This is a genomic window from Rathayibacter sp. VKM Ac-2759, from assembly GCF_009834225.1.
GTDB lineage: Bacteria > Actinomycetota > Actinomycetes > Actinomycetales > Microbacteriaceae > Rathayibacter.
This window is the reverse complement of the sequence record NZ_CP047176.1, coordinates 1,700,521-1,724,689: the sequence shown is the minus strand read 5'-3', so window position 1 is coordinate 1,724,689 and position 24,169 is coordinate 1,700,521. Positions and strand designations below refer to the sequence as shown.

Genomic DNA, 24,169 nt, shown 5'->3' with positions numbered 1-24,169 from the left:
ATGTCCACCACCACCCCCTCCCGCCCCGCCGGCTCCCCCGCCGAGCAGGGCGACGGCGTCATCCTCGGCAGCGGCAAGCTGCAGAAGGGCTACGTCGGAGCCGCCTCGAACTACATCGACGAGCGCACCAGCATCTCCGCGGTCGTCAAGGAGTTCGGTCGCAAGATCTTCCCCGACCACTGGTCCTTCCTGCTGGGTGAGGTGGCGCTCTACAGCTTCGTCATCATCCTGCTGTCGGGCACCTTCCTCACGTTCTTCTTCCAGGCCTCGATGGTCGAGACGCACTACGAGGGCAGCTACCTGCCGCTCAAGGGCATCGAGATGTCCGCGGCGATGGCCTCGTCGCTCGACATCTCGTTCGACATCCGCGGCGGCCTGCTGATGCGCCAGATCCACCACTGGGCGGCCCTGCTGTTCGTGGCCTCGATCGGCCTGCACATGCTCCGCATCTTCTTCACCGGTGCGTTCCGCAAGCCGCGCGAGCTCAACTGGGTCATCGGCTTCGTCCTCTTCATCCTCGCGATGGCCGAGGGCTTCACCGGCTACTCCCTCCCCGACGACCTGCTCTCGGGCAACGGCCTCCGCATCATCGACGGCATGGTCAAGGGCATCCCGATCGTCGGCACCTGGATCTCGTTCCTCCTCTTCGGCGGCGAGTTCCCCGGTACCGACATCGTCGGACGCCTGTACACGCTGCACATCCTGCTGCTGCCGGCGCTGGTCCTCGCGTTCATCGCGCTGCACCTCGTGTTCGTGGTCGTCCACAAGCACACCCAGTTCCCCGGTGCGGGCAAGACCGAGCAGAACGTCGTCGGCTACCCGGTGCTCCCGGTCTACGCCGCGAAGGCCGGTGGATTCTTCTTCATCGTCTTCGGTGTCGTGGTCCTCATCGCGTCGCTATTCACGATCAACCCGATCTGGAACTACGGACCCTACGACCCCTCCCCCGTCTCCGCGGGAACCCAGCCCGACTGGTACATCGGCTTCGCAGACGGCGCTCTGCGCCTGATCCCGCCGGGACTCGAGTGGGCCATCCCGGGCATCGGCACGCTGTCGTTCAACATCCTGATCCCGCTCGGCGGCCTGGGGCTGTTCATCGTCCTGGTGATGCTCTACCCGTTCATCGAGGCCTGGATCACCGGTGACAAGCGCGAGCACCACCTGCTCGACCGCCCGCGCAACGCCGCGACCCGCACCGCCATCGGCGCCGCCGGTGTCACGTTCTACGCCGGCCTCTGGGCCGCCGCGTCGTCCGACATCATCGCGACGCACTTCCACCTCACGATGGAGGGCGTCATCCACGCCCTGCAGTTCGCGGTCATCGTCGGCCCCTTCATCGCGTTCTTCATCACGAAGCGCATCTGCCTCGCCCTGCAGAAGAAGGACCGCGAGATCGCCCTGCACGGCTTCGAGTCGGGCCGCATCGTCCGCCTCCCCGGCGGGGAGTTCATCGAGGTGCACCAGCAGCTCGACGAGTACGAGCGCTGGAAGCTGGTCAGCCAGGACGAGTACCAGCCGCTGATGATCCGTCCCGACGCGCGCGGTCGCATCACCGCCCCGCAGCGTGTGCGTGCCGGTCTCTCGCGCTGGTTCTTCGAGGACCGCATCACCCCCGTCACCCAGAAGGAGCTGGAGTCCTCGCACAGCGAGCACTGACACTCCCTCTCGCCGAAGGGCCCGGACGATCCGTCGTCCGGGCCCTTCGGCGTTCGCGTCCCGTGATGCTCGCCCCTGCCTGCGGAGGGGCCTCAGCCGTCGCGGTCCGCGACCGACATCCCCTGGAGGAAGCGGAGGCGCGGAGAGCCGCCCGAGTGGTCCTGTAGCGACGAGTGCCGGCTCCGGGCTCCCCCGCGGTCCACGCGGTAGGTGAGCAGCAGGAGCGAATCCGCGACCCGCTGACCGGCCTCCTCATCGACGATCGGATGCGACCGCTGACCCGCGGCAGCGAGAGTGCGTCAGATGCTCTCCACGCCCCACAGGCGCCCTGAGCGCCCGATCCCGACGACGACCGGATGCACGAGCGCGGCGAGTCGCGCTTCGACGCTGCGCACCGCGGAGGTCAGCAGCGACACCTCAGCCGGTCAGGCTGAGTCGACGAGTTCGAGGAGAGGGCTCCTCCTGCCTCTCCCGCGGTGCCGCCGGTCACCCCGAGTAGCCGAGCAGCCAGCGGACGCCGAACCGGTCGGTCAGCTGGCCGTCGTGGTCGCCCCACGGACGCTCCTGGAGCGGATCCGTGTCGGTCGCTCCCTCCGACAGCAGAGCGAACCACCGCTCGGTCGTCTCCGGATCAGCGGCCCCGAGCAGCGACAGGGCCATCCCGGACGTCCGGATCGGTGCGGAGGCGTCCTCGTCCGCGGCGAAGAGCGGGACCGGCCCGTGGAGCGCACCGTGGGCGATGGCCTCGGGCGACCCGTCCAGACGTCCGAACTCCGAGCGCGTGTGCACCTCGAGCTCGCCGCGGAACACACTGCGGTAGAACTCCAGCGCCTCCCGAGCGCAACCGGAGAGGAAGAGGTAGGGAATCGCGCCGGGAGCGCGTCCGGACAGCGACGAGGAGACGGGTGGAGCGCTCTCCTCGATCAGCTGCAGCTGCGTCCCATCGGGGTCCACGAGGAAGCCCACGCGCTGCCCCCAGGGCTGCGCGCGCACGGGCTGGAGCCTCGGTCGTCCGATGTCCGTCTCCGCGACACCGGCAGCGAGAAGGCGCGCGTACAGAGCGTCGACGTCGTCGACGCGGATGCTGCAGCGGAACGAGCTCGTCTCCGGCTCGAGGCCCGGGAATCGGAAGAACTCGAGCTCGAGCCCGTCGTGGAGCAGGATCAGCCAGCCGTCGTCACGGTACGCCGGGGCGAACCCGAGCGCTCCGTAGAACTCCGTGGTGACGTCGAAGTCGCGGGACGGCAGGTTCGGCACGGCGCGGTCGGTCATGCGACGAGGCTACTCAGGCCCGCCTCCGCCGTCACCCGCCGATGCGCCCGTCGGAGTCCGCGCCCCGGAGCAGTCGCCGCGGCGGAAACCACGAAGGGCCGGGTGCAGAGGAGTGGATCCTCCGCACCCGGCCCTCGAGGCCGTGCGTCGTGTCTAGCGGGCGAAGTACCCGCGGTAGTACTCGTAGACCCAGCCGGCGATCGCGACGAGGAACAGCCCGACCGCGATGTAGGTGATCCAGAAGCCGACTGCGAGGCCGAGGAAGGCCAGCGCAGCGGACCCGCCGAGGATCAGCGGCCACCAGCTCCACGGGCTGAAGAAGCCCAGCTCGGGGTCGCCGTCGTCGATGTCCGCGTCCAGGCGGTCCTCGGGCAGCTCGGCGCCCTGCGCCTTGTGCACGCGGCCGACGTAGAACGCGATGAACGCGCCCAGCACCGCCGAGAGCGCGATGCCCACGGTGCCGACCCACTCCACCTGACCGGTGTCGATCAGGGACCAGGTGACGTAGATGGCGTCGGCGAGGAGGAAGAAGCCTGCCAGCAGCCAGAAGAGATTGACGTTCGCGCGCATGGCCCTACTTCACCGTGCCTTCGGACTTGTCGTACGTGGGGGCGTCGGGCGCATCCTTGGCCGGACCGATTCCGACGGGGATGCCGGCCTCGGGGTGGTTGAGGTCGAAGGCCGGAGCCTCGCTGCGGATGCGCGGGATCGACGTGAAGTTGTGCCGGGGCGGCGGGCAGGAGGTCGCCCACTCGAGCGACCGCGAGAAGCCCCACGGGTCGTTCACGGTGACCTTCGGCGCCTTCCGTGCCGTGATGTACACGTTGAGGAAGAACGGGATCAGCGAGACCGCGAGGATCATCGCTCCGATGGTCGACAGCTGGTTCATCCAGGTGAAGCCGTCCTCAGGAAGGTAGCTGGCGTAGCGACGGGGCATGCCCACGACGCCGAGCCAGTGCTGGATGAGGAACGTGGTGTGGAAGCCGATGAAGAGCAGCCAGAAGTGCCACTTGCCCAGCGTCTCGTTCAGCATCTTGCCGGTCCACTTGGGCCACCAGAAGTAGAAGCCCGAGAACATCGCGAAGACGACGGTTCCGAAGACGACGTAGTGGAAGTGCGCCACGACGAAGTAGGAGTCGGAGACGTGGAAGTCGAGCGGGGGCGAGGCGAGGATGACGCCGGTGAGGCCGCCGAAGGTGAAGGTGATCAGGAAGCCGATCGCCCAGATCATCGGGGTCTCGAAGGTCACCGATCCGCGCCACATCGTGCCGATCCAGTTGAAGATCTTCACGCCGGTCGGAACCGCGATGAGCATCGTCATCAGCGAGAAGAACGGCAGGAGGACCGAGCCGGTCACGTACATGTGGTGCGCCCAGACGGTGACCGAGAGGGCCGCGATCGCGATCGTCGCGTAGATCAGCGTCTTGTACCCGAAGATCGGCTTGCGGCTGAACACCGGGAAGACCTCGGACACGATGCCGAAGAACGGCAGCGCGATGATGTACACCTCGGGGTGGCCGAAGAACCAGAACAGGTGCTGCCAGAGCAGCACGCCGCCGTTGGCCGCGTCGTAGATGTGCGCGTCGAACACGCGGTCGGCCCCGAGGGCGAACATCGCGGCGGCGAGGACGGGGAAGGCCAGCAGGACGAGGATCGACGTCACGAGGATGTTCCACGTGAAGATCGGCATGCGGAACATGGTCATGCCCGGCGCGCGCATCGTGATGATCGTCGTGATGAAGTTCACGGCGCCGAGGATCGTGCCGAAGCCCGAGAGCGCGAGCCCGAAGACCCAGAGATTGCCGCCGAGGCCCGGTGAGAACGTCGTGCTCGACAGAGGCGCGTAGGCGAACCAGCCGAAGGACGCCGCTCCCTGGGGGGTGACGAAGCCGGCGACCGCGATGAGCGAGCCGAAGCTGTAGAGCCAGTAGGCGAACGCGTTGAGGCGCGGGAAGGCGACGTCGGGGGCGCCGATCTGCAGCGGCATCAGCACGTTGGCGAAGCCGGCGAAGAGCGGCGTCGCGAACATCAGCAGCATGATCGTGCCGTGCATCGTGAAGAGCTGGTTGTACTGCTCGCGCGTCTCGACCACGGCGAGGCCGGGCTCGAAGAGCTGCGCGCGGATGACCAGGGCCATCACTCCCGCGATGCAGAAGTAGATGAACGAGGTGATCAGGTACATGTACCCGATGACCTTGTGGTCGGTGGACGTCATCCAGCGAACGAGGACGTTCGCCTTGCGCTCGACCGGTGGTGTACCGAACGCGCGGGACGGTGCGGGTGCTGTCGCGGTGCTCATGCTCCCTTACTCCTCGTTCTCGGTGCGGACCGGCGCGTCGGTGCCGGGCAGGTTGCTGTTGCGGTCGTACTCCGCGCCGAGCTGGCCGGTCTGGCCCGCGTCGCGCAGCGACTGGATGTAGTCCTCGTACTCGCCCTCGGAGACGACCTTCACGTTGAAGAGCATCGCGGAGTGGTACTCGCCGCAGAGCTCGGCGCACTTGCCGGCGTAGGTCCCCTCCTTGAGCGGCGTGACGTACATGAAGTTCGTCTTGCCGGGGATCATGTCCTTCTTGTAGAGGAAGTCCACGACCCAGAAGGAGTGGATCACGTCGCGAGCATCGAGCTGGATCGTGATCTTCTTGCCGACGGGCAGGTAGAGGGTCGGCACCTCGGACTCGACGAGCGAACCGGCGGCGTCGCCGCCTCCCTCGTACTGGCCCTGGATGCCGGCGGAGTAGACGTCCTCGTCGACGTAGTTGAAGTCCCACGCCCACTGCTTGCCGTAGACCTGGATGGTCTCGTCGGGGTCGTCGTAGGGCTGCTCGATGGCGGCCTGGTCGCGCGCGGTGAAGGCGAAGAAGCCGATCACGAGGATGAGGGGCACGATCGTGTAGAAGATCTCGATCGGCATGTTGTACCGCAGCTGCACGGGAAGGCCGGTCTGGCCCTTCCGGCGGCGGTAGACGACGACCGCCCAGATGGTGAGACCCCACGTGATCACACCGACCGCCAGCAGGACGATCCAGGAGGTGACCCAGAGTCCGATGACGCGGTCGACGTGGTTCGTCGTCCCGGGTTCGGTGGGGAGCCAGCCCTGGAGCTGCTCCTGCGTGCAGCCCGCGAGAACGAGGGCGAGGGCTCCTGCGACGGGGGCAGCGACCCATCTGCGGATACGGCGATTGAAGCGCACCGGTGACCTTTCGGAAGACTGGGGACCAGTTCACACGAAACTGTATTAGACCGTCGTTAGTCTACTCTGCCGGTCCCGGACCCCGGTGCAACGAGCCCGCTCTTGACGCCCGGGGCTCGCAGTGGCAGGGACGACGAACGGCGCCCGACGGCCCCTCGAGGGGGCTGTCGGGCGCCGTGATCCGTGCGGCGTGTCGCCGATCAGTGGAAGCTGTCGCCGCAGGCGCAGCTGCCCTGGGCGTTCGGGTTGTCGATCGTGAAGCCCTGCTTCTGGATGGTGTCCTCGAAGTCGATCGAGGCGCCGTCGAGGTAGGGGACGCTCATCTTGTCGACCACGAGGCCGACGCCCTCGAACTCGACCACCGCGTCGTTGTCGAGCGTGCGCTCGTCGAAGTAGAGCTGGTAGATGAGACCGGAGCAGCCGCCGGGCTGGACGGCGACGCGCAGGCGCAGGTCGTCGCGGCCCTCCTGCTGGAGGAGGCTCTTCACCTTGGCCGCGGCCGTCTCGGTCATCGAGACGCCGTGCGCGCTGGTCGCGGGCGTCGTCTCGGCTGTCAGTGTCGTGTCGGACATGTCACTCCTCGGGGAACGGGCCGGATCGGACGGCGTGAGCCTCCGATTCTACGGTGGCAACCGGCGGACGGACCCGGGTATTCCGGATCCGGTGACTCACTCGTCGCGGTGCGCGGCCGCACGGAGGAGGAACAGCGCCTCCGTCTGCGCGGCCCGCTTGAAGACTCCGAGGTGCAGCGACTCGTTCGGGCTGTGCGCCCGCGAGTCGGGGTCCTCCACTCCGGTGACGAGGATCTGCGCGGCCGGGAACTCGCGGACGAGGTCGGCGATGAAGGGGATGCTGCCTCCCGCGCTCGTCTCGAGGGCGTCGCGCCCCCAGGCGTCGGCCATCGCGTCCTTCACGAGTCCGACGGCCCAGCCCGAGGTGTCGACGAGGAAGGGCTCCCCCGTGTCGACGTCGTCGATCTCGAGGTGGGCACCGAACGGCGCGTGCGCGCGCAGGTGGCGCTCGAGAGCGGCGAAGCCCTCCGGCGCGGCCTGACCGGGAGCGATCCGGGCGCTGATCTTGACGGTGATCGCCGGGCTGAGCGTGTTCGACGCGTCGACGACGCTCGGCGCGTCGATGCCGGTCACCGTGATCGACGGCTTCGACCAGACGCGCGAGAGGATCGGCCCGCCCCCGATCAGGGACACGCCCTCCAGGACTCCCGCGTCCCGCCGGAACTCGGCCTCCTCGACGTCCGGCACGGCACCGTCGTGCTCGGTGAGGCCCTCGACCGCGACGGCGCCCGTCTCGGTCCAGAGCGTCGAGAGCAGGCGGAGGGTCGCGAGCATCGCGTCCGGGACCGCACCGCCGAGCATGCCCGAGTGCGACGCGTGGTCGAGCGTGCGGACGTTGAGGGTGAAGGTGACGTTGCCGCGCAGACCCACCGTGAGCGACGGAGTGTCGATGTCCCAGTTGTCGCTGTCGGCCACGACGATCACGTCGGCGCGCAGCGCGTCGTGGTGCTCGCGGAGGAAGGTCGGGAACGAGCGCGAGCCGAACTCCTCCTCGCCCTCGATGAAGAGAACGAGCCCGAGGTCGTGATCCTCGCCCGCCACCTCGCGCAGCGCCCGCACCGCGGCGAGGTGCGAGACGACCCCGGCCTTGTCGTCGGCGGCACCGCGCCCGTAGAGACGGTCGCCCCGCACGGTCGGCTCGAACGGAGGGGTGTCCCACGACGACTCGGCTCCCTGCGGCTGCACGTCGTGGTGCGCGTAGAGGAGGACCGTGGGCGCACCGTTGCGGGCGGCACGGGTCGCGAGCACCGCGGGCTGGCCCAGGACTCCGGAGTCGCCGATGGTCGAGCGGCGGATCGACACGTCGTCGAAGGCACCGGTCTCGCGTGCCAGCTCGGCGATCGCCTCGGCGCTGGCGGCCACCCGCGTGGCGTCGAAGCCGTCCCAGGAGACGGAGGGGATGCGCACGAGCCGGCCGAGCTCGGCGAGCGAGCGGGGCAGGTCGTCGCGGACGGCGGCGAGCACCGCCTCCTCGTCGGCGGAGAGTGTGGACGGCGGAGTCGGAGCGTCGTGGACCATGGAGGTAATCTTAGGAAACTCCCTCGATACCAAGGACGTTCCCCGTGGCCAAGCCCCCGATCGCAACCGACAGCCCCGACGACGCGACCCCCGCTGCGTCCGGCAAGGGCCGGCCGACGCCGACGCGTCGCGAGCAGGAGCTGGCCCGCAAGCGCCCCCTCGTCGTCACGGACCGCAAGCAGGCCGCCCGCGACGCCCGCGAGAAGGCCGCCGTCCAGCGCGAGCAGGCCCGCGTGGGCATGGCCGCCGGCGACCAGCGCTACCTTCCGCTGCGCGACAAGGGCCCTCAGCGCAAGTTCGTCCGCGACTGGGTGGACGCGCGCTTCAGCCTCGGCGAGTTCCTCATCCCGGTCATGGTCGTCGTGCTGCTGCTGAGCTTCTTCCCGCAGCCCGAGCTGCAGTACGCGACGCTCGTCATCCTCTGGCTCTTCTTCCTCCTCGCGGTCATCGACTGCATCCTGCTCGGCATCCGCCTGCGCAAGAAGCTGGCCGAGCGCTACGGAGCCGACAAGGTCGAGAAGGGCATCCGCTGGTACGCCGCGATGCGCGCCCTCCAGCTCCGCGTCATGCGCCTCCCGAAGCCCCAGGTCAAGCGCCGGCAGTACCCGTCCTGATCGCGGCGGAGCCGCGATCAGCCTGAGGGCGTCCCTGCCGCCCTCAGCGCGGTCGGCTCGCGGAGGTCGTCGCGTTCCACAGAGCGTCCTGCGACCGCCCGGCCGGAATCGCTGGCAGGCGATTCCGGTCCTGTGACCACCCGGCCGGAATCGCTGGCACGCCATTCCGGCGTTCGGCTGCACCTCGCTCCGTGCAGGTCCGTCCGCCCGATGCTCGGGAGCGAGCCGTCGTGCAGCTGCGGGGGCCGTTCCCCTGAGCGGAAGCCGACGCGAAGCGGCTTCTCCGCTCGATGAACCGCTGACGACGGCTGAGCGCCCGACGGGCCCCGGTCGCGGAAAGCGGGTACCGACTCCCGCTCGGTCCGGAGACTCCGTATCAGCGTCGTTCAGCGAGCCGAACCAGGGATTCGCGTGCCAGCGGCGGGGACGGACTCAGCGCACGGCGCCGCGGAGTTCGCGCAGCCCCCGGTTGACGGCACGTCCCCAGAGGGGCCCGCGGTAGATGAAGGCGGTGTAGCCCTGGACGAGGGTGGCGCCGGCGTCGAGGCGGGCCTGGACGTCAGCGGCGGTCTCGACTCCACCGACCGAGACGACGCAGAACGAGGCCGGGACGACGGCGCGGATGAGGTGCAGGACCTCGAGCGAGCGGGCGGCGAGGGGCGCGCCCGAGAGTCCGCCGGCTCCGGCGCGCTCGACGACCGCGGGATCGGTCTGCAGACCGTCGCGGGAGAGCGTCGTGTTGGTGGCGATGATGCCGTCGAGCCCGAGGCGCACCGCGAGCCCGGCGACGCGCGCGACCTCGTCGTCCGAGAGGTCGGGGGCGATCTTCACGAGCAGCGGAGTGGTGTCGGCCGCGTCCTTCACGGCGGACAGCAGGGGTTCGAGCTTGTCGATCTCCTGCAGTCCGCGAAGGCCCGGCGTGTTGGGCGAGCTCACGTTGACGACCAGGTAGTCGGCGAGCGGCGCGAGCATCCGCGCGCTGATCAGGTAGTCCTCGACCGCGTCGTCGACGGCGACCACGCGGCTCTTGCCGATGTTCACGCCGATCACCGGGCGCCGGCGGGCGTTGCGGAGGCGGGCGAGACGCCCCGCGGCGGCACGGGCCCCGTGGTTGTTGAATCCCATCCGGTTGATCACGGCGCGATCGGCGATGAGGCGGAAGAGGCGGGGCCGGTCGTTGCCGGGCTGCGCCTGCGCGGTGAGCGTGCCGACCTCGACGTGGCCGAACCCGAGCGCCCCGAGCCCGAGGACGGCGGTCGCGTCCTTGTCGAAGCCTGCGGCGACTCCGAAGGGCGTCTCGAAGCGCAGGCCGAGCGTCTCGACGGAGAGGTCTTCGCGCGGCACCGTGAGGCGGCGCACGAGCGGCGCGACGACTCCGAGCGCCCGGATGACCGGGAACGCGAGGTGGTGGGCACGCTCCGGATCGATCCGGCGGAGGACGGTCGAGAACAGCAGCGGGTACACGGCGATCAGACCTCGTCCGCGCTCGGGGCGACGCCGGCGCGCTCGGCGCGGAGCAGCAGGATGGCCGATTCGAAGTCGTCTAGCGAGTCGAACGCCTGGTAGACGCTGGCGAACCGCAGGTACGCGACCTCGTCGAGCTCGCGCAGCGGCGGGAGGATCGCGAGGCCGATGTCGTTCGCGTCGATCTGCGACGCGCCGGTCGAGCGGATGCTCTCCTCGACCCGCTGCGCGAGGACGGCGAGATCGGAGTCGGTGACCGGCCTGCCCTGGCACGCCTTGCGCACTCCGCTCACGATCTTCTCGCGGCTGAAGGGCTCGACGACTCCGCTGCGCTTGATCACGACGAGGCTGGCGGTCTCGGTGGTCGAGAAGCGCCGGCCGCACGCGGGGCACTGGCGGCGGCGGCGGATCGACAGGCCGTCGTCACTCGTGCGCGAGTCGATGACCCGCGAGTCGGGGTGCCGGCAGAAGGGGCAGAACATCGGAAGGGCCTCTCGAGGTCAGGCGAAGCGAGCGTCGACCGCATCGCCGTGCGCGGGCAGCGCCTCGGCGTCGCTGAGCGCGCGGATGTGCGGGGCGACGCGCTCGAGGGCTGCGCGGTCGTACGAGATCAGCTGCTGCGGGCGGAGGAACGTGTAGGCGCCGAGTCCGGACGAGAAGCGCGCCTGACCGAGGGTCGGCAGGACGTGGTTCGAGCCGGCCAGGTAGTCGCCGAGGCTCACGGGCGAGGTGGGGCCGAGGAAGATCGCGCCGGCGTCGTGGATCCGCTCGGCGGTCGCCTCCGGGTCGACGGTGTGCAGCTCGAGGTGCTCGGGGCCGTAGGCGTCGCTGAAGGCGCAGGCGATGTCGAGGTCGTCGACGATCACGAGGGCCGACTGCGGCCCGCCGAGGGCGATCGCCACGCGCTCGGCGTGGTGCGTGCGGGCCGCCTGCTCCTCCACCTCGCGCTCGACGGCGCGGGCCAGGTCGATGTCGTCCGTGACGAGCACGACCGAGGCGGACTCGTCGTGCTCGGCCTGGCTGATCAGGTCGGCGGCGACCAGTCGCGGGTCGGCGGAGGAGTCGGCGATCACGAGGATCTCGGTGGGCCCGGCCTCGGAGTCGATGCCGACCTGGCCGAGCACCTGGCGCTTCGCGGTCGTCACCCAGACGTTGCCGGGACCGGTGACGATGTTGACCGGCTCGAGGCCGATCGAGTCGACGCCGTAGGCGAGGGCCGCGACGGCACCCGCTCCCCCGGCGGCGTAGACCTCGTCGACGCCGAGGAGACCGGCGGCCGCGAGGATCGTCGGGTGCACGCTGCCGCCGAACGCCTTCTGCGGGGGCGAGGTGATCGCCACGGAGGCGACTCCGGCCGCCTGCGCGGGGACGGCGTTCATGATCACGCTCGAGGGGTAGACGGCCTTGCCGCCCGGGACGTAGAGGCCGGCGCGCCCGACCGGCTGCCACCGCTGGGTGACGGTGGCCCCGTCGTCCAGGCGCGTGGTGCGGGCGGGTGGGATCTGCGCGGCGCTCGCCCGGCGGACCCGGTCGATGGCCTCCTCGAGGGCGCGGCGGATCGCCGGGTCGAGGTCGCGGACGGCGTCGGCGATGTGCTCGGCGGGAACGCGCAGGTGCGGCGGGCGGACTCCGTCGAGGCGCTCGGACTGCTCGAGCAGCGCCTCCGCACCGCGGGCGCGGACGTCGGCGATCAGCTCGGCGACGATCGGCCCCACGTTCGCGCTGGTGCCCGGATTGCGGGGGACGAGAGCGAGCAGTTCGGTCGCGGACGGACGACGGCCCCGGAGGTCGAGAGTCTGGATCATGGCCGCCCCAGTCTACCGGCCCGCCCCCGCCCCCTCCGGCGGGCACGGCTCTCCTCTCACCCCCGCCTCAGCGAGGGAGCCCTAGACCGTCGAGGCCGCCCGAGAGGGCGGGCTCCCTCGACGGTCCCGGGTTCCCTCGGTACCGCGTAGGGGACGGCGCGCAGAACCCGTCTCCGAAGCCGGCGGGGTCTCGATACGCCCCTCCGGGGCTACTCGACCAGCAGGCAGGCGAGGCCGCCGCGTGCTCTCCGACGGCCCTGCCGACACCCACGGGTCTCGACACACCCCTCCGCGGCTACCCCTCCAGCAGGCACATCGGACGAAGCCTGTCTCGGCGCAGCCGGACCCCCTTCAGCGGACTCAACACACGGAGCCCGTCTCGGCGCAGCCGGACCTCCCCCAGCGCCCTGCTCCCCCACGCATGTCTCGGCGCAGCCGGACCCTCCTCAGCAGGCGCCGGCGCCCCCCTTCGAGGCGAACGGTCGATTCGCGTTCCAGCGAATCGGCCTAGCCGTTCGCACCACGCTCCACCGAACGCGACCACCTCGACGAGCCGACCGCGCGAAGCCGGGCAGGGACCGGCTTCACATCAATACAGACAGTTCGGCCCCAGCAGGGACTTGAGCTCGCCGAACAGGTCGGGGGTGATGCGGACCGGGAACGGCACCTCGAAGATGCGGGCGGTGTCGCCCTTGATCAGCTTGAGGCGGACCTCGGTGCGGCCCGAGTGCCGGATGAGCACGTCGCTGAGCTGGGAGACCGTGTCGGTCGTCGCGCGCGACTCCGGCATCGAGACGGTCAGGGGCCCGGAGTCGCCGTCCTGGTTGAGCTCGGGGGCGAAGAGGCTGAACGCGTGCAGGTTCATCCCGTCGTCGCGCATGCTCACCCGGCCTCGGACGACGACGATCGAGTCGTTCGTGAGGGCCGGTGCGAACTCCTGGTACGCCTTGCCCATGAACATGCAGGTGATCTCGCCGCCGAAGTCCTCGACCTGGATCATCCCGTACTGATTGCCGGAGGTCTTCGCCATCCGGTGCTGGACGCTGGTCACGAGCCCGGCGACGACCACGGTCTCTCCGTCGGCGATCGTGTCGGAGCCGAGCAGGTCGACGATCGTCGTGCTGTAGTGCTTGGCGAGCTCGGTCTCGAGCCCGGCGAGCGGGTGGTCCGAGACGTAGAGGCCGAGCATGTCGCGCTCGAAGGCGAGCTTGTCGCGCTTGGCCCACTCGGGTCGCTCCGGCACCTGGATCGCCGCCTGCGGTTCGTCCCAGAGGCTGTCGAAGTCGAAGCCGACCTGGCCGTTCGCCTCGTTGCGCTTGTCGCCGACCGCGGCCTCGACGGCGGCCTCGTGGATCTCGACCAGCGCGCGCCGGGTCGAGCCGAGCGAGTCGAACGCGCCCGCCTTGATCAGCGACTCGATCGTGCGCTTGTTGGCCACCGGCAGCGGCGCCTTGCGGAGGAAGTCGTGGAAGCTCTCGAAGCGCCCCTTCTCCTCGCGGGAGGCGCGGATGCCCTCGACGACGTTGGTGCCGACGTTGCGCACGGCGCCGAGGCCGAACCGGATGTCGGTGCCGACGGCGGTGAAGAAGCCGATCGACTCGTTCACGTCGGGCGGGAGCACCTTGATGCCCATCCGCCGGCACTCGTTGAGGTAGGCGGCCATCTTGTCCTTGGAGTCGCCGACGCTCGTGAGGAGCGCGGCCATGTACTCCGCGGGGTAGTGCGCCTTGAGGTAGGCGGTCCAGTACGAGATGACTCCGTACGCCGCCGAGTGCGCCTTGTTGAAGGCGTAGTCGGAGAAGGGCAGCAGGATGTCCCAGAGGGTCTTCACCGCGGCCATGGAGTAGCCGTTGTCGGCCATGCCGCCCGAGAAGCCCTCGAACTGCTTGTCGAGCTCGGACTTCTTCTTCTTGCCCATCGCGCGGCGGAGCAGGTCGGCCTGCGCGAGCGTGAAGCCGGCGAGCTTCTGCGCGATCGACATCACCTGCTCCTGGTACACGATCAGGCCGTAGGTGCCGCCGAGCACCTCCGCGAGGGGCTCCTCGAGCTCGGGGTGGATAGGGGTGATCTGCTGGATGCCGTTCTTGCGCAGCGCGTAGTTGGTGTGGGAGTCGGCGCCCATGGGGCCGGGCCGGTACAGCGCGAGGACGGCCGAGATGTCCTCGAAGTTGTCGGGCTTCATCAGCCGCAGGAGCCCGCGCATCGGCCCGCCGTCGAGCTGGAACACGCCGAGGGTGTCGCCGCGGGCGAGCAGCTCGTAGGCGGCGGTGTCGTCGAGCTCGAGGTCCTCGAGGACGAGGTCCTCGCCGCGGTTCGCCCGGATGTTGTCGAGGGCGTCGTCGATGATCGTGAGGTTGCGCAGCCCCAGGAAGTCCATCTTGATCAGGCCGAGCGACTCGCACGCGGGGTAGTCGAACTGCGTGACGATCTGGCCGTCCTGCTCCCGCTTCATGATCGGGATGATGTCCTTGAGCGGGTCGCTCGACATGATGACGCCCGCGGCGTGCACGCCCCACTGGCGCTTGAGGTTCTCGAGCCCGAGGGCGGTGTCGAAGACGAGCTTCGCCTGCGGGTCCTCGGCGATCACGTTCCGGACGTCGAGCGCCTCCTTGTAGCGGGGGTGCTCGGGGTCGTTGATCCCGGTGAGCGGGATGTCCTTGCCCATGATCGCGGGCGGCATGGCCTTGGTGAGCTTCTCGCCCATGCCGAACGGGAAGCCGAGCACCCGCGAGGCGTCCTTCAGGGCCTGCTTGGCCTTGATCGTGCCGTAGGTGACGATCTGCGCGACGCGCTCGTCGCCGTACTTGTCGGTGACGTAGCGGATGACCTCGCCGCGGCGACGGTCGTCGAAGTCGACGTCGAAGTCGGGCATGGAGACGCGGTCGGGGTTGAGGAACCGCTCGAAGATCAGCCCGTGGCGCAGCGGATCGAGGTCGGTGATCTTCATCGCGTAGGCGGCCATGGAGCCGGCTCCCGAGCCTCGGCCCGGGCCGACCCGGATCCCGTTGCGCTTGGACCAGTTGATGAAGTCGGCGACGACCAGGAAGTAGCCAGGGAAGCCCATCTGCAGGATGACGCGGGTCTCGTAGTCGGCGCGGTCGCGCACCTCCTGCGAGATGCCGTCGGGGTAGCGCTCGTTGAGGCCCGCCTCGACCTCCTTCACGAACCACGTGTCCTCGGTCTCGCCCTCGGGGACGGGGAAGCGGGGCATGTAGTTGGCGGAGGTGTCGAACTGCACGTCGCAGCGCTCGGCGATCAGCAGCGTGTTGTCGCACGCCTCCGGGTGGTCGCGGAACACCTGGCGCATCTCGCGCGGCGACTTGAGGTAGAACTCGTCGGCGTCGAACTTGAACCGCTTCGGGTCGTCCAGCGTCGTGCCCGACTGCACGCACAGCAGCGCCGCGTGCGAGGTCGCGTCGTGGGCGTGCGTGTAGTGCAGGTCGTTCGTGGCGACCAGCGGCAGGTCGAGGTCCTTCGCGAGGCGGATCACGTCTCCGATGACGCGGCGCTCGATGTCGAGGCCGTGGTCCATGATCTCGGCGAAGAAGTTCTCCTTGCCGAAGATGTCCCGGTAGTCGGCGGCGGCCTGACGCGCCTCCTTGTACTGCCCGAGACGCAGGCGCGTCTGCACCTCGCCGCTCGGGCAGCCGGTCGTGGCGATCAGGCCCTCCGAGTGCTCGGCGAGGATCTCGCGGTCCATCCGCGGCTTGAAGTAGTAGCCCTCGATCGACGCGCGCGAGGAGAGCCGGAACAGGTTGTGCATCCCGGTGGTCGTCGAGCTGAGCAGCGTCATGTGGGTGTAGGCACCCGATCCCGACACGTCGTCCTGCCCGCCGTCGCCCCAGCGGATGCGGGTCTTGTCGGAGCGGTGCGTCCCGGGCGTGAGGTAGGCCTCGGTGCCGATGATCGGCTTGATCCCCGCCGCCGTGGCCGTCCGCCAGAAGTCGAAGGCGCCGAAGACGTTGCCGTGGTCGGTGACGGCGATCGCCGGCATGCCCTCCTCCACCGCCGCCTCGATGAGCGGCTTCACCCGGGCCGCGCCGTCGAGCATCGAGTACTCGCTGTGCACGTGCAGGTGGACGAAGGAATCGTTACTCGGCAAGGATGCGCCTCCGACGGACTGCGGGCGGGGGGACCGGGGACCTGGGGAGGGTCGCGACCGGGGCGGCAGAAAGTCTAACCGCGCCGAGGGAGGCATCGGCCGGGAGCGCGCGATCCGCTCCCCGGCGACGCCGTCACCGGGCGTGTCACTCGCCGCGCAGGACCTCGAGCGCGTGGTCCAGGTCGTCGGGGTAGGACGCCTCGAACTGCACCCACTCCCCCGATCCCGGATGCGTGAAGCCGAGGCGGACGGCGTCGAGCCACTGCCGGGTGAGACCGAGGCGCTTCGAGAGCGTCGGATCGGCGCCGTACATCGCGTCGCCCACGCAGGGGTGTCGCTGTGCGGCCATGTGCACGCGGATCTGGTGGGTGCGACCCGTCTCGAGGTGGATCTCGAGCAGGGAGGCGAAGGGGAACGCCTCGATGGTCTCGTAGTGGGTGACCGAGGGCTTGCCGTCGGCGCGCACCGCGAACTTCCAGTCGGAGGAGGGGTGGCGGCCGAGCGGAGCATCGATCGTGCCCGCGAGCGGATCGGGGTGCCCCTGCACGACGGCGTGGTAGACCTTCTCGACCGTGCGGTCGTGGAACGCCCTCTTGAGGTGCGTGTACGCCCGCTCCGACTTGGCGACGACCATGAGTCCGCTCGTGCCCGCGTCGAGGCGGTGGACGATGCCGGCCCGCTCCGCGGCTCCCGAAGTGGCGATCGTGAAGCCGGCCGCGGCGAGGGCGCCCAGGACGGTCGGACCCTCCCAGCCGACGGCGGGGTGGGCGGCGACGCCGACGGGCTTGTCGATCACGACGATGTCGTCGTCGTCGTGGACGATGCCGAGCTCCGGGACCGCGATCGGGACGATCCGCGGCTCCTCCCTCGGCGACCACTCGACGACCAGCCAGGAGCCCGCCGAGACGCGGTCGCTCTTGTCGAGCACACGGCCGTCGGCCGTCACTCCCCCGGCCTCGGCGACCTCGGCCGCGAAGGTGCGCGAGAAACCGAGCAGCTTCGCCACGGCCGCATCGGCGCGCAGGCCCTCGAGCCCGTCCGGGACGGGGAGGGAGCGGGACTGGACCATCAGGCGCCGCCGCGCGGGTCGGAGTCGCTGCCCTCGGGCCCGGCGTCGACCGCGGCGGGCGGAGCGTCGTCGGTGTGCGACGCCTTCGTGCCGTCGAGCCCGATCCCGCGCAGGCTGAGGATCACGAAGATCGCCATCGCCGTGCAGATCGAGATGTCGGCGATGTTGTAGATCGCGGGCAGCAGCCACGGCGTGTAGACGAAGTCGATCACGTGCCCGAGGCCGAACGACGGCTCGCGGAACAGGCGGTCGAAGAGGTTGCCGAGCGTGCCTCCGAGCAGCAGCCCGAAGAACACCGCCCAGGCCGTCGACCGGATGCGCCGAGAGAACCAGAGGACGGCGACGACCACGCACGCGGCGATGATCGAGAAGATCCAGGTGGAGCCGCTCGCGAGCGAGAACGCGGCTCCGGGGTTCTTCACGTAGTGGAAGATCAGGACGTCGCCCAGGATGTGGACGTCCTCGCCGAGGACGAGGTTCGTCGTGACCAGGTGCTTCGCGATCTGGTCGATCGCGAACACCGCGAGCGCAACGAGGCCGAGGGTGACCAGCACCCTCGGCCTGACGTTCGCTGCGGCGGAACTACGCCCCAAAACCGGGGAAGGAGGACGCCTCGGCCGACACCGGCTGGGTGTCGAGGTCGCGGAGCTGGCCCTCGATGTAGCTCTTCAGCTTCTGGCGGTACTCGCGCTCGAAGGTGCGGAGACCGTCGATGCGCTCCTCGACCGCGGCGCGCTCCTCGTCGAGCTTGGCGATCTGCGCACGCTGCTTGGCCTCGGCCTCGGCGACGAGACGGGCGGCCGTGGCGCGCCCCTCGGCGATCAGCGCGTCGCGCTTCTCGGCACCCTCGCGCACGTGCTCCTCGTGGAGACGGCGCGCGAGCTGCAGCAGTCCGCTGGAGCTCTCGGCCTCGTCGACCGGAGCGGCCTGCGAGGCGGCGGGAGCGGCGACCGGGGCGGGAGCCGGCTCGGGCTCGGGCTCCGGCTCGGGCTCCGGTGCGGGGGCCTCGTCGACGACCGGGGCCGGCGCGGCGGCTGCTCCGCCGTCGCGCTGGAGGTCGGAGATGCGGGAGTCGCCGGCGGAGAGGCGCTGGCGCAGCTCCTCGTTCTCCTGGTTCAGGCGACGCAGCTCGACGACGACCTCGTCGAGGAAGTCGTCGACCTCGTCCTGGTCGTATCCCTCACGGAACTTGGTCGGCTGGAACCGCTTATTGACAACATCTTCGGGAGTGAGCGCCATGGCTTTCCACCTTCGATTTCAAGTAGGTACACGTTGACAAACGTTCGACTAAAGCTAGCAACTTCGAGCGCGCGGCGCAGTGCGAGCACCGCGGACAACGTCTGATCGACGCCGACGATTCGGCGCCGACGCTGCAGGGTGGCCTGCACGACCACCGATCTTACCGGGGCAACCGCACCGACGGCGACAGCGCGGGGGCTGTGGCACGCGAAGCGGGCCCACCCGGGAGGGCCGTCACGCCGCCTGGAGCCATGTGGCGATGTACATCCCCACGATCACGCACAGCATGGTGAGGCTCCAGCCGAAGTCGAGCGCGATCGGCCCGATCGAGACGGGCTTGATCAGCCGGCGGAAGAACGAGATCGGAGGGTCGGTGACCGTGTAGACGGTCTCCGCCGCCACGAGACCGGCACCGCGCGGGCGCCAGTCGCGACGGATCACGCGGACCAGGTCGAGCACGAACCGCGCCCACATGGCGAAGAAGTAGAGCAGGAGGAGGAAGTAGAGGACGCTCCCGAGGAGCGAGACGGCGGAGGTCACCTCTGAACAGTGCTCCCGGGGTCAGGACTTCGCGAAGAACGACGCGTCGGCGTCGCTCTCGGCGGAGGCCGAATCGCCGGCGACCGTGATGTGCGACGGCGAGAGCAGGAAGACCTTGCTCGTGACGCGCTCGATCCGGCCGTAGAGGCCCTGCGAGAGGCCGCTCGCGAAGTCGATGAGGCGGCGGGCGTCCGCGTCGCTCATCTGCGAGAGGTTGATGATGACCGGGATGCCGTCGCGGAAGTTCTCGGCGATGACCTGGGCGTCTCGGTACTGCTTGGGGTGGACGGTGAGGATCTCGTTCATCTCGGCGTGTGCCGTCGCCTTCGGAGTCTGGGGGGTGGGCTTGCGGAGCGGGGTGACCGTCGCGCGGGGCTGCGGGGTCTGCTCGACCGGGGGGACGGGCTGGACCGGGGAGACCGGTGCACGGTGGGCTGTGGCCGGGGCCGCCTCGACGGTGTCGGCGCGCTCGTACTCGATCTCTTCGTCGGCGAGTCCGAGGTAGACCATCGTCTTCTTCAGCGGGTTGGCCATGAGTGTCCTCCGTGTCGTCGTCACTCCCACGGGTCGATCGTGCACAGGTGTTCGTGCACGGTGGGTCGTGATGAGATTACGGGCGAGCGGGCCGATTGCCGGTGATTGCCGACCCGATTCGCAGGTGTGTCGCGCCCTCGGCGATCGCGTCGGCGAAGTCGTTCGACATGCCCGCCGAGATGGCGGAGGCCGCCGGGTCGATGGCGCGGACGCGCTCCGAGAGAGCGCGGAGGCGGGCGAAGGCCGGTCGCGGCTCCTCGCCCAGCGGAGCGACCGCCATCACGCCGCGCAGAGTGAGGCCGCGAGCCGCCACGATCGCCTCGGCCAGGGCGTCGACGTCGCCGGGAGCGGCCCCGCCGCGGTCGGGATCGCCGCTCAGATCGACCTGCAGGAACACGTCGAGCGGGTCGCCCTCGACATCGAGCAGGGGGACGAGCGCCAGGCGGTCGACCGAGTGCACGGCGTGCGCGTAGCGCCGAACCTGCCGCGCCTTCTTGCTCTGCAGCTGCCCGATGAAGTGCCAGCGCGCAGCGGTGCCGTCGAGGACGGCGGCCTTCTCCTGCGCCTCCTGGTGCCGGTTCTCGCCGAAGTCGACGACGCCCAGCTCGAGCAGGTCGCGGAGGAGGGTGACGGGGTGGAACTTCGTCACCACGATCGTCGTCAGCTCGGACGGATCCCGCCCTGCCGAGCGGGCCGCGTCGGCGACCCGCTCGGAGACGGTCCTCCAGCGCTCGGACAGCCCCGGGTCGGCCACGACTACTTGAGGAAGTCGGGGATGTCCAGGTCGCTCTCGTCGTCGTCGAACGACGGGTCGGCGACCGGAGCGGGGGCGGCGACCGGGGTGCTCGACCAGATGGAGCCGGTGGCCGGGGCGGCGATCGGGACGGGCGCGGGCTCGGCCGCGCTCTCGACGGCCGCGCTCTGCTGCGCCCGCGGAGCCGCGACCTGGGCCGGCGCCTGCGCACCGGGCTCGCCGCCGTCGAAGCCCGCGGCGATGACGGTGACGCGCACCTCGTCGCCGAGCGTGTCGTCGATGACGGCACCGAAGATGATGTTCGCCTCGGGGTGCACCGCCTCCTGGACCAGGCGGGCGGCGTCGTTGATCTCGAAGATGCCGAGGTTCGATCCGCCCTGGATCGAGAGGAGCACGCCGTGGGCACCGTCGATGCTCGCCTCGAGCAGCGGTGAGGCGACCGCCAGCTCGGCGGCCTTGATGGCGCGATCGGCTCCCCGCGACGAGCCGATGCCCATCAGCGCCGAGCCCGCGCCCTGCATCACCGACTTGACGTCGGCGAAGTCGAGGTTGATCAGGCCCGGGGTGGTGATCAGGTCGGTGATGCCCTGGACACCGGCGAGGAGGACCTGGTCGGCCGTCGCGAACGCCTCGAGCATCGAGATGCCGCGGTCGCTGATCTCGAGGAGGCGGTCGTTGGGGACGACGATGAGGGTGTCGACCTCGTTCTTCAGGGTCGCGACACCCGCCTCGGCCTGGGTCTGGCGACGGCGGCCCTCGAAGCCGAACGGCTTCGTGACCACACCGATGGTCAGCGCGCCGATCGACTTCGCGATGCGCGCGACGACGGGAGCACCGCCGGTGCCCGTTCCGCCGCCCTCGCCCGCGGTGACGAAGACCATGTCGGCGCCCGCGAGCACCTCCTCGATCTCCTCCGCGTGGTCCTCGGCGGCGCGACGGCCGACCTCGGGGTCGGCGCCGGCGCCGAGTCCGCGGGTGAGCTCGCGTCCGACGTCGAGCTTGACGTCCGCGTCACTGAGAAGGAGCGCCTGTGCGTCGGTGTTGATGGCGATGAATTCGACGCCGCGCAGGCCGAGTTCGATCATGCGGTTCACGGCGTTGACGCCGCCACCGCCGATGCCGACGACCTTGATCACGGCGAGATAGTTCTGGTTTGACGTCACGTCTCCGGCCTCCGGGCTGAACCTTAAACCTGTAGTTGAGGCTTAAAGTTATACTGAGTATGCATGTGGGGTTCGTCTGACGGTAGGCGGGTTGCGGCGCTGCCCCCAGCAGACACGCCCGCATTCGGCAAAGAGCCGAGCGGATCCGCTCACCGGGGTGCCACCACGGCGGCCTGCGGGGACGACACGTCGTAGGTCGCGACGGTCGCCGGATCGGTGGCCGCCATCAGCTTCTCGAGCACGACCGCCTTGAGCGCCGAGTCGTCGGAGCCGCCCCACATCACGACGGAGCCGTTCGAGAGGGTCAGCGAGACGTCGTCGCCGGTGGTCGCGCCCGCGGCGGTGACCGTGCCGGCCAGACTCGCGGGCACGGTGCGGAGCACCTGGGCGATCACGCGGAACGCCGCGCCCGACGCCCCTCCCGTGGGCGTCGTGACGATCGGGTACCCGGTCTGCGCGGTGTCGGACGTCTCGATGACGACTCCGGCCGCGTCGACCAGGTCGAATCGACCGGCGTTCGCGAGAACGGCGAGCGGGGTGCGCTCGACGACGGTCACGACGAGGGTGCTCGGCGGGCGCGTCTGCACCGAGTAGCTCTGCACGAGGGGGTACGCGCCGAGGACGGCACCGACCTCCGAGCGGTCGACGAGCGTGAGCGGGACGCCGACCTGGTCGGCGAGGGAGGACTGGATCGCCGCGGCGTCGACGCGCTGCGTCCCGGTGACCTCGATGGTCCGGACCGCCATCAGGGGCGAGTAGGCCGCGATCGCCACCACGAGCGCGAGGAGCGCCAGCGATCCGGCTGTGACCAGCGCGATGATGCGCCGGCGGCGGGCGCGCTTGGTGAAGCGCCGCACCTCGCCGCGCTCGAAGCGGCGCCGCTCCCTCGCCGCTCGCGCGATGTCGCGCCGCTCACCGCCCGGGAGGCGGATCGCGCCGAGCCGGGCACCGACCCGCGCTGCCGCCGACGGTCGGGCGGGCGCCTCGGGCGTCGGGGCCTCGCTCTTCGGCGCAGAGCCCTTCGGCTCCGGGCTCTTCTTCGCCGAGCTCCCCGGCGCCGAGCTCTTCGGCGCCGGACTCTTCTTCGCCGGACCCTTCTTCGCCGCGAGCGGCGACACGATGCGGATCGGCTCCGTGGGCTCGCCGGTCGCGTCCGGCTCCGCCGGTGCGGGGCGGCTCGCGGTCCGGGCCGGCCGGACTCCGTCGGGGCGCTTCACGCGCGGCTCCCGCAGGCCTGGCTCGCCGTCATCGAGCGACCGGGGCGCCCTCGCTCGCCCCGAGCGACTCGAGCAGCTGCGGGATGATGCGGTAGACGTCGCCGCAGCCGAGGGTGATCACGAAGTCGCCCTCTCGCGCGATCTCGGCGGTGCGGCGGGCCGCCTCCTGCCAGTCGGCGATGAACGAGACGTGCGACGGGTCGGCGAAACGGCCGCTGACGAGGGCGCCGGTGACGCCCGGCTCCGGGTCCTCGCGCGCCCCGTACACGTCGAGCACGACGGTCTCGTCGGCGAAGCGCTCGAGGGTCTCGGCGAACTCCTGCGCGAAGAGCCGGGTGCGGCTGTACAGGTGGGGCTGGTGGACGGCGATGATGCGCCCCTCCCCCACGACGGTCCGCGCGGCGGAGAGTGCCGCGGCGACCTCGGTCGGGTGGTGCGCGTAGTCGTCGTAGACGCTCACGCCGCGCACCGAGCCGTGCAGCTCGAAGCGCCGCTCGGTCCCTCCGAACGCGGCGATCGCCTCGAGCGACGCGGCGGGCTCGAAGCCGAGGCCGACCAGCACCGCGAAGGCCCCGGCGGCGTTGACGGCGTTGTGGCGGCCGGGGATGCGCAGGCGCGCGGAGTAGCGACGGCCCTCGTACTCGAGCGAGAAGCCGACCGGTCCGACGAGCTCGAGGTCGACGACGCGCACATCGGCGCCCTCCGCCTCGCCGAAGGTCAGCACGCGCTTGCCCGACAGCTTCTCGGAGACCCGGACGGCACCGGGGTCGTCGGAGGAGATGACCACGAGCTCGCCCGCGTTCGAGGCGAAGGTGACGAACGCCTCCTCGAACGCCTCGAGCGAGCCGTAGTGGTCGAGGTGATCGGGATCGACGTTGGTGATCAGGGCGACCGCGGCGTCGTAGAGGAGGAAGCTGCCGTCCGACTCGTCGGCCTCGACCACGAAGACCTCGCCGGAGCCCGCGGCGGAGGAGGTGCCGAGGCTCTCGATGATGCCGCCGTTCACGAAGCTCGGGTCCGCGTCGACTCCGAGCAGACCGGTCACGATCATGCCGGTGGAGGTGGTCTTGCCGTGCGCACCGGCGACCGCGACGAGGCGGTGCCCCCGGACGAGCCAGGCGAGCGCCTGCGAGCGGTGCAGCACCGGCAGACCCCGCTGCTGGGCGAGGACGTACTCGGGGTTGTCCTGCCAGAGGGCGGAGGTGACGACGACCGCCTCCGCGTCGCCGAGGTGCGCGGCGTCGTGCCCGATGGCGACCGGGATGCCGAGCTCGCGGAGCTGCTCGATCGGGTGGGACTCGCGGACGTCGGAGCCCGTGACGCGGTGGCCCGCGTGGTGGAACAGGCGCGCGATGCCGCTCATCCCCGATCCGCCGATGCCGATGAAGTGGACCGAGCCGAGCTCGTCGGGGACGGTGATGCCGAGGTCGGGCTTGATCACGGGGCTCTCGCTTTCGGGT

At 70.2% G+C, this 24,169-nt stretch carries 20 protein-coding genes and 1 pseudogene; 2 read left to right on the top strand and 19 right to left on the bottom strand.

Annotation, left to right across the window (positions count from 1 at the left end):
• Positions 1-1,656 (top strand): ubiquinol-cytochrome c reductase cytochrome b subunit, encoded by a 1,656-nt coding sequence (locus tag GSU68_RS07900; RefSeq protein WP_159907060.1) that lies wholly within the window; start codon positions 1-3, stop codon positions 1,654-1,656.
• 918 nt (positions 1,657-2,574) lie between these two features.
• Here the strand turns inward: GSU68_RS07900 and GSU68_RS07890 are convergent.
• The 6 genes and pseudogenes from GSU68_RS07890 to GSU68_RS07865 all read right to left on the bottom strand — a co-directional run.
• A pseudogene (locus GSU68_RS07890) lies at positions 2,575-2,928 on the bottom strand (bleomycin resistance protein); the annotation flags it as partial.
• 153 nt (positions 2,929-3,081) lie between these two features.
• Positions 3,082-3,498 (bottom strand): cytochrome c oxidase subunit 4, encoded by a 417-nt coding sequence (locus tag GSU68_RS07885; protein ID WP_159907058.1) that lies wholly within the window; start codon positions 3,496-3,498, stop codon positions 3,082-3,084.
• A gap of 4 nt (positions 3,499-3,502) precedes the next feature.
• Complete coding sequence (gene ctaD, locus GSU68_RS07880; protein WP_159907056.1) at positions 3,503-5,227, bottom strand: cytochrome c oxidase subunit I; 1,725 nt, start codon at positions 5,225-5,227, stop codon at positions 3,503-3,505.
• A gap of 6 nt (positions 5,228-5,233) precedes the next feature.
• A complete protein-coding gene (gene coxB, locus GSU68_RS07875) occupies positions 5,234-6,118 on the bottom strand; it encodes a cytochrome c oxidase subunit II (protein ID WP_159907054.1) in 885 nt (294 codons plus the stop codon).
• A 200-nt stretch (positions 6,119-6,318) separates the two neighbouring features.
• A complete protein-coding gene (gene erpA, locus GSU68_RS07870) occupies positions 6,319-6,690 on the bottom strand; it encodes an iron-sulfur cluster insertion protein ErpA (RefSeq protein WP_159907052.1) in 372 nt (123 codons plus the stop codon).
• A gap of 96 nt (positions 6,691-6,786) precedes the next feature.
• Positions 6,787-8,208 carry a dipeptidase gene (locus tag GSU68_RS07865; protein WP_159907050.1) on the bottom strand — a complete coding sequence of 474 codons (1,422 nt, stop codon included), beginning with the start codon at positions 8,206-8,208 and terminating at the stop codon, positions 6,787-6,789.
• Between the two features lie 44 nt (positions 8,209-8,252).
• Here GSU68_RS07865 and GSU68_RS07860 point away from each other — a divergent pair, with 44 nt between their 5' ends.
• Positions 8,253-8,822, top strand: coding sequence for a DUF3043 domain-containing protein (locus GSU68_RS07860; RefSeq protein ID WP_208544665.1), 570 nt, complete (start codon positions 8,253-8,255; stop codon positions 8,820-8,822).
• 432 nt (positions 8,823-9,254) lie between these two features.
• Here the strand turns inward: GSU68_RS07860 and GSU68_RS07855 are convergent, their stop codons facing one another.
• The 13 genes from GSU68_RS07855 to murC form a co-directional block, all read right to left on the bottom strand.
• A complete protein-coding gene (locus tag GSU68_RS07855; protein ID WP_159907048.1) occupies positions 9,255-10,286 on the bottom strand; it encodes a quinone-dependent dihydroorotate dehydrogenase in 1,032 nt (343 codons plus the stop codon).
• Between the two features lie 5 nt (positions 10,287-10,291).
• The gene (gene nrdR, locus GSU68_RS07850) at positions 10,292-10,768 is read right to left on the bottom strand and encodes a transcriptional regulator NrdR (protein WP_159907046.1); all 477 of its coding nucleotides are present in this window, start codon (positions 10,766-10,768) and stop codon (positions 10,292-10,294) included.
• 18 nt (positions 10,769-10,786) lie between these two features.
• Entirely contained in the window at positions 10,787-12,091 is a 1,305-nt protein-coding gene (gene hisD, locus GSU68_RS07845) for a histidinol dehydrogenase (RefSeq protein WP_159907044.1), read from the bottom strand.
• 589 nt (positions 12,092-12,680) lie between these two features.
• Entirely contained in the window at positions 12,681-16,193 is a 3,513-nt protein-coding gene (gene dnaE, locus GSU68_RS07840) for a DNA polymerase III subunit alpha (protein ID WP_279631061.1), read from the bottom strand.
• 145 nt (positions 16,194-16,338) lie between these two features.
• A complete protein-coding gene (locus tag GSU68_RS07835) occupies positions 16,339-17,262 on the bottom strand; it encodes an RluA family pseudouridine synthase (RefSeq protein WP_159907040.1) in 924 nt (307 codons plus the stop codon).
• Positions 17,262-17,816 carry a signal peptidase II gene (lspA, locus tag GSU68_RS07830; RefSeq protein WP_244259432.1) on the bottom strand — a complete coding sequence of 185 codons (555 nt, stop codon included), beginning with the start codon at positions 17,814-17,816 and terminating at the stop codon, positions 17,262-17,264. Before lspA ends, GSU68_RS07835 begins: the two co-directional genes overlap by 1 nt.
• Positions 17,817-17,844: 28 nt before the next feature.
• Positions 17,845-18,501: a DivIVA domain-containing protein gene (locus GSU68_RS07825; RefSeq protein ID WP_159907038.1), complete on the bottom strand. Its 657-nt coding sequence runs from the start codon at positions 18,499-18,501 to the stop codon at positions 17,845-17,847.
• 234 nt (positions 18,502-18,735) lie between these two features.
• Positions 18,736-19,041, bottom strand: a complete 306-nt coding sequence (locus tag GSU68_RS07820) for a YggT family protein (protein ID WP_279631060.1) — start codon at positions 19,039-19,041, stop codon at positions 18,736-18,738.
• 21 nt (positions 19,042-19,062) lie between these two features.
• Positions 19,063-19,575 carry a cell division protein SepF gene (gene sepF / locus GSU68_RS07815; RefSeq protein WP_056043091.1) on the bottom strand — a complete coding sequence of 171 codons (513 nt, stop codon included), beginning with the start codon at positions 19,573-19,575 and terminating at the stop codon, positions 19,063-19,065.
• 76 nt (positions 19,576-19,651) lie between these two features.
• Positions 19,652-20,329, bottom strand: a complete 678-nt coding sequence (locus GSU68_RS07810) for a YggS family pyridoxal phosphate-dependent enzyme (RefSeq protein ID WP_159907036.1) — start codon at positions 20,327-20,329, stop codon at positions 19,652-19,654.
• A gap of 2 nt (positions 20,330-20,331) precedes the next feature.
• A complete protein-coding gene (gene ftsZ, locus GSU68_RS07805; protein WP_159907034.1) occupies positions 20,332-21,492 on the bottom strand; it encodes a cell division protein FtsZ in 1,161 nt (386 codons plus the stop codon).
• Between the two features lie 149 nt (positions 21,493-21,641).
• A complete protein-coding gene (locus GSU68_RS07800) occupies positions 21,642-22,709 on the bottom strand; it encodes an FtsQ-type POTRA domain-containing protein (RefSeq protein WP_244259431.1) in 1,068 nt (355 codons plus the stop codon).
• Positions 22,710-22,737: 28 nt separating this feature from the next.
• Entirely contained in the window at positions 22,738-24,150 is a 1,413-nt protein-coding gene (gene murC, locus GSU68_RS07795; RefSeq protein ID WP_159907032.1) for a UDP-N-acetylmuramate--L-alanine ligase, read from the bottom strand.
• Between the last annotated feature and the right edge of the window lie 19 nt (positions 24,151-24,169).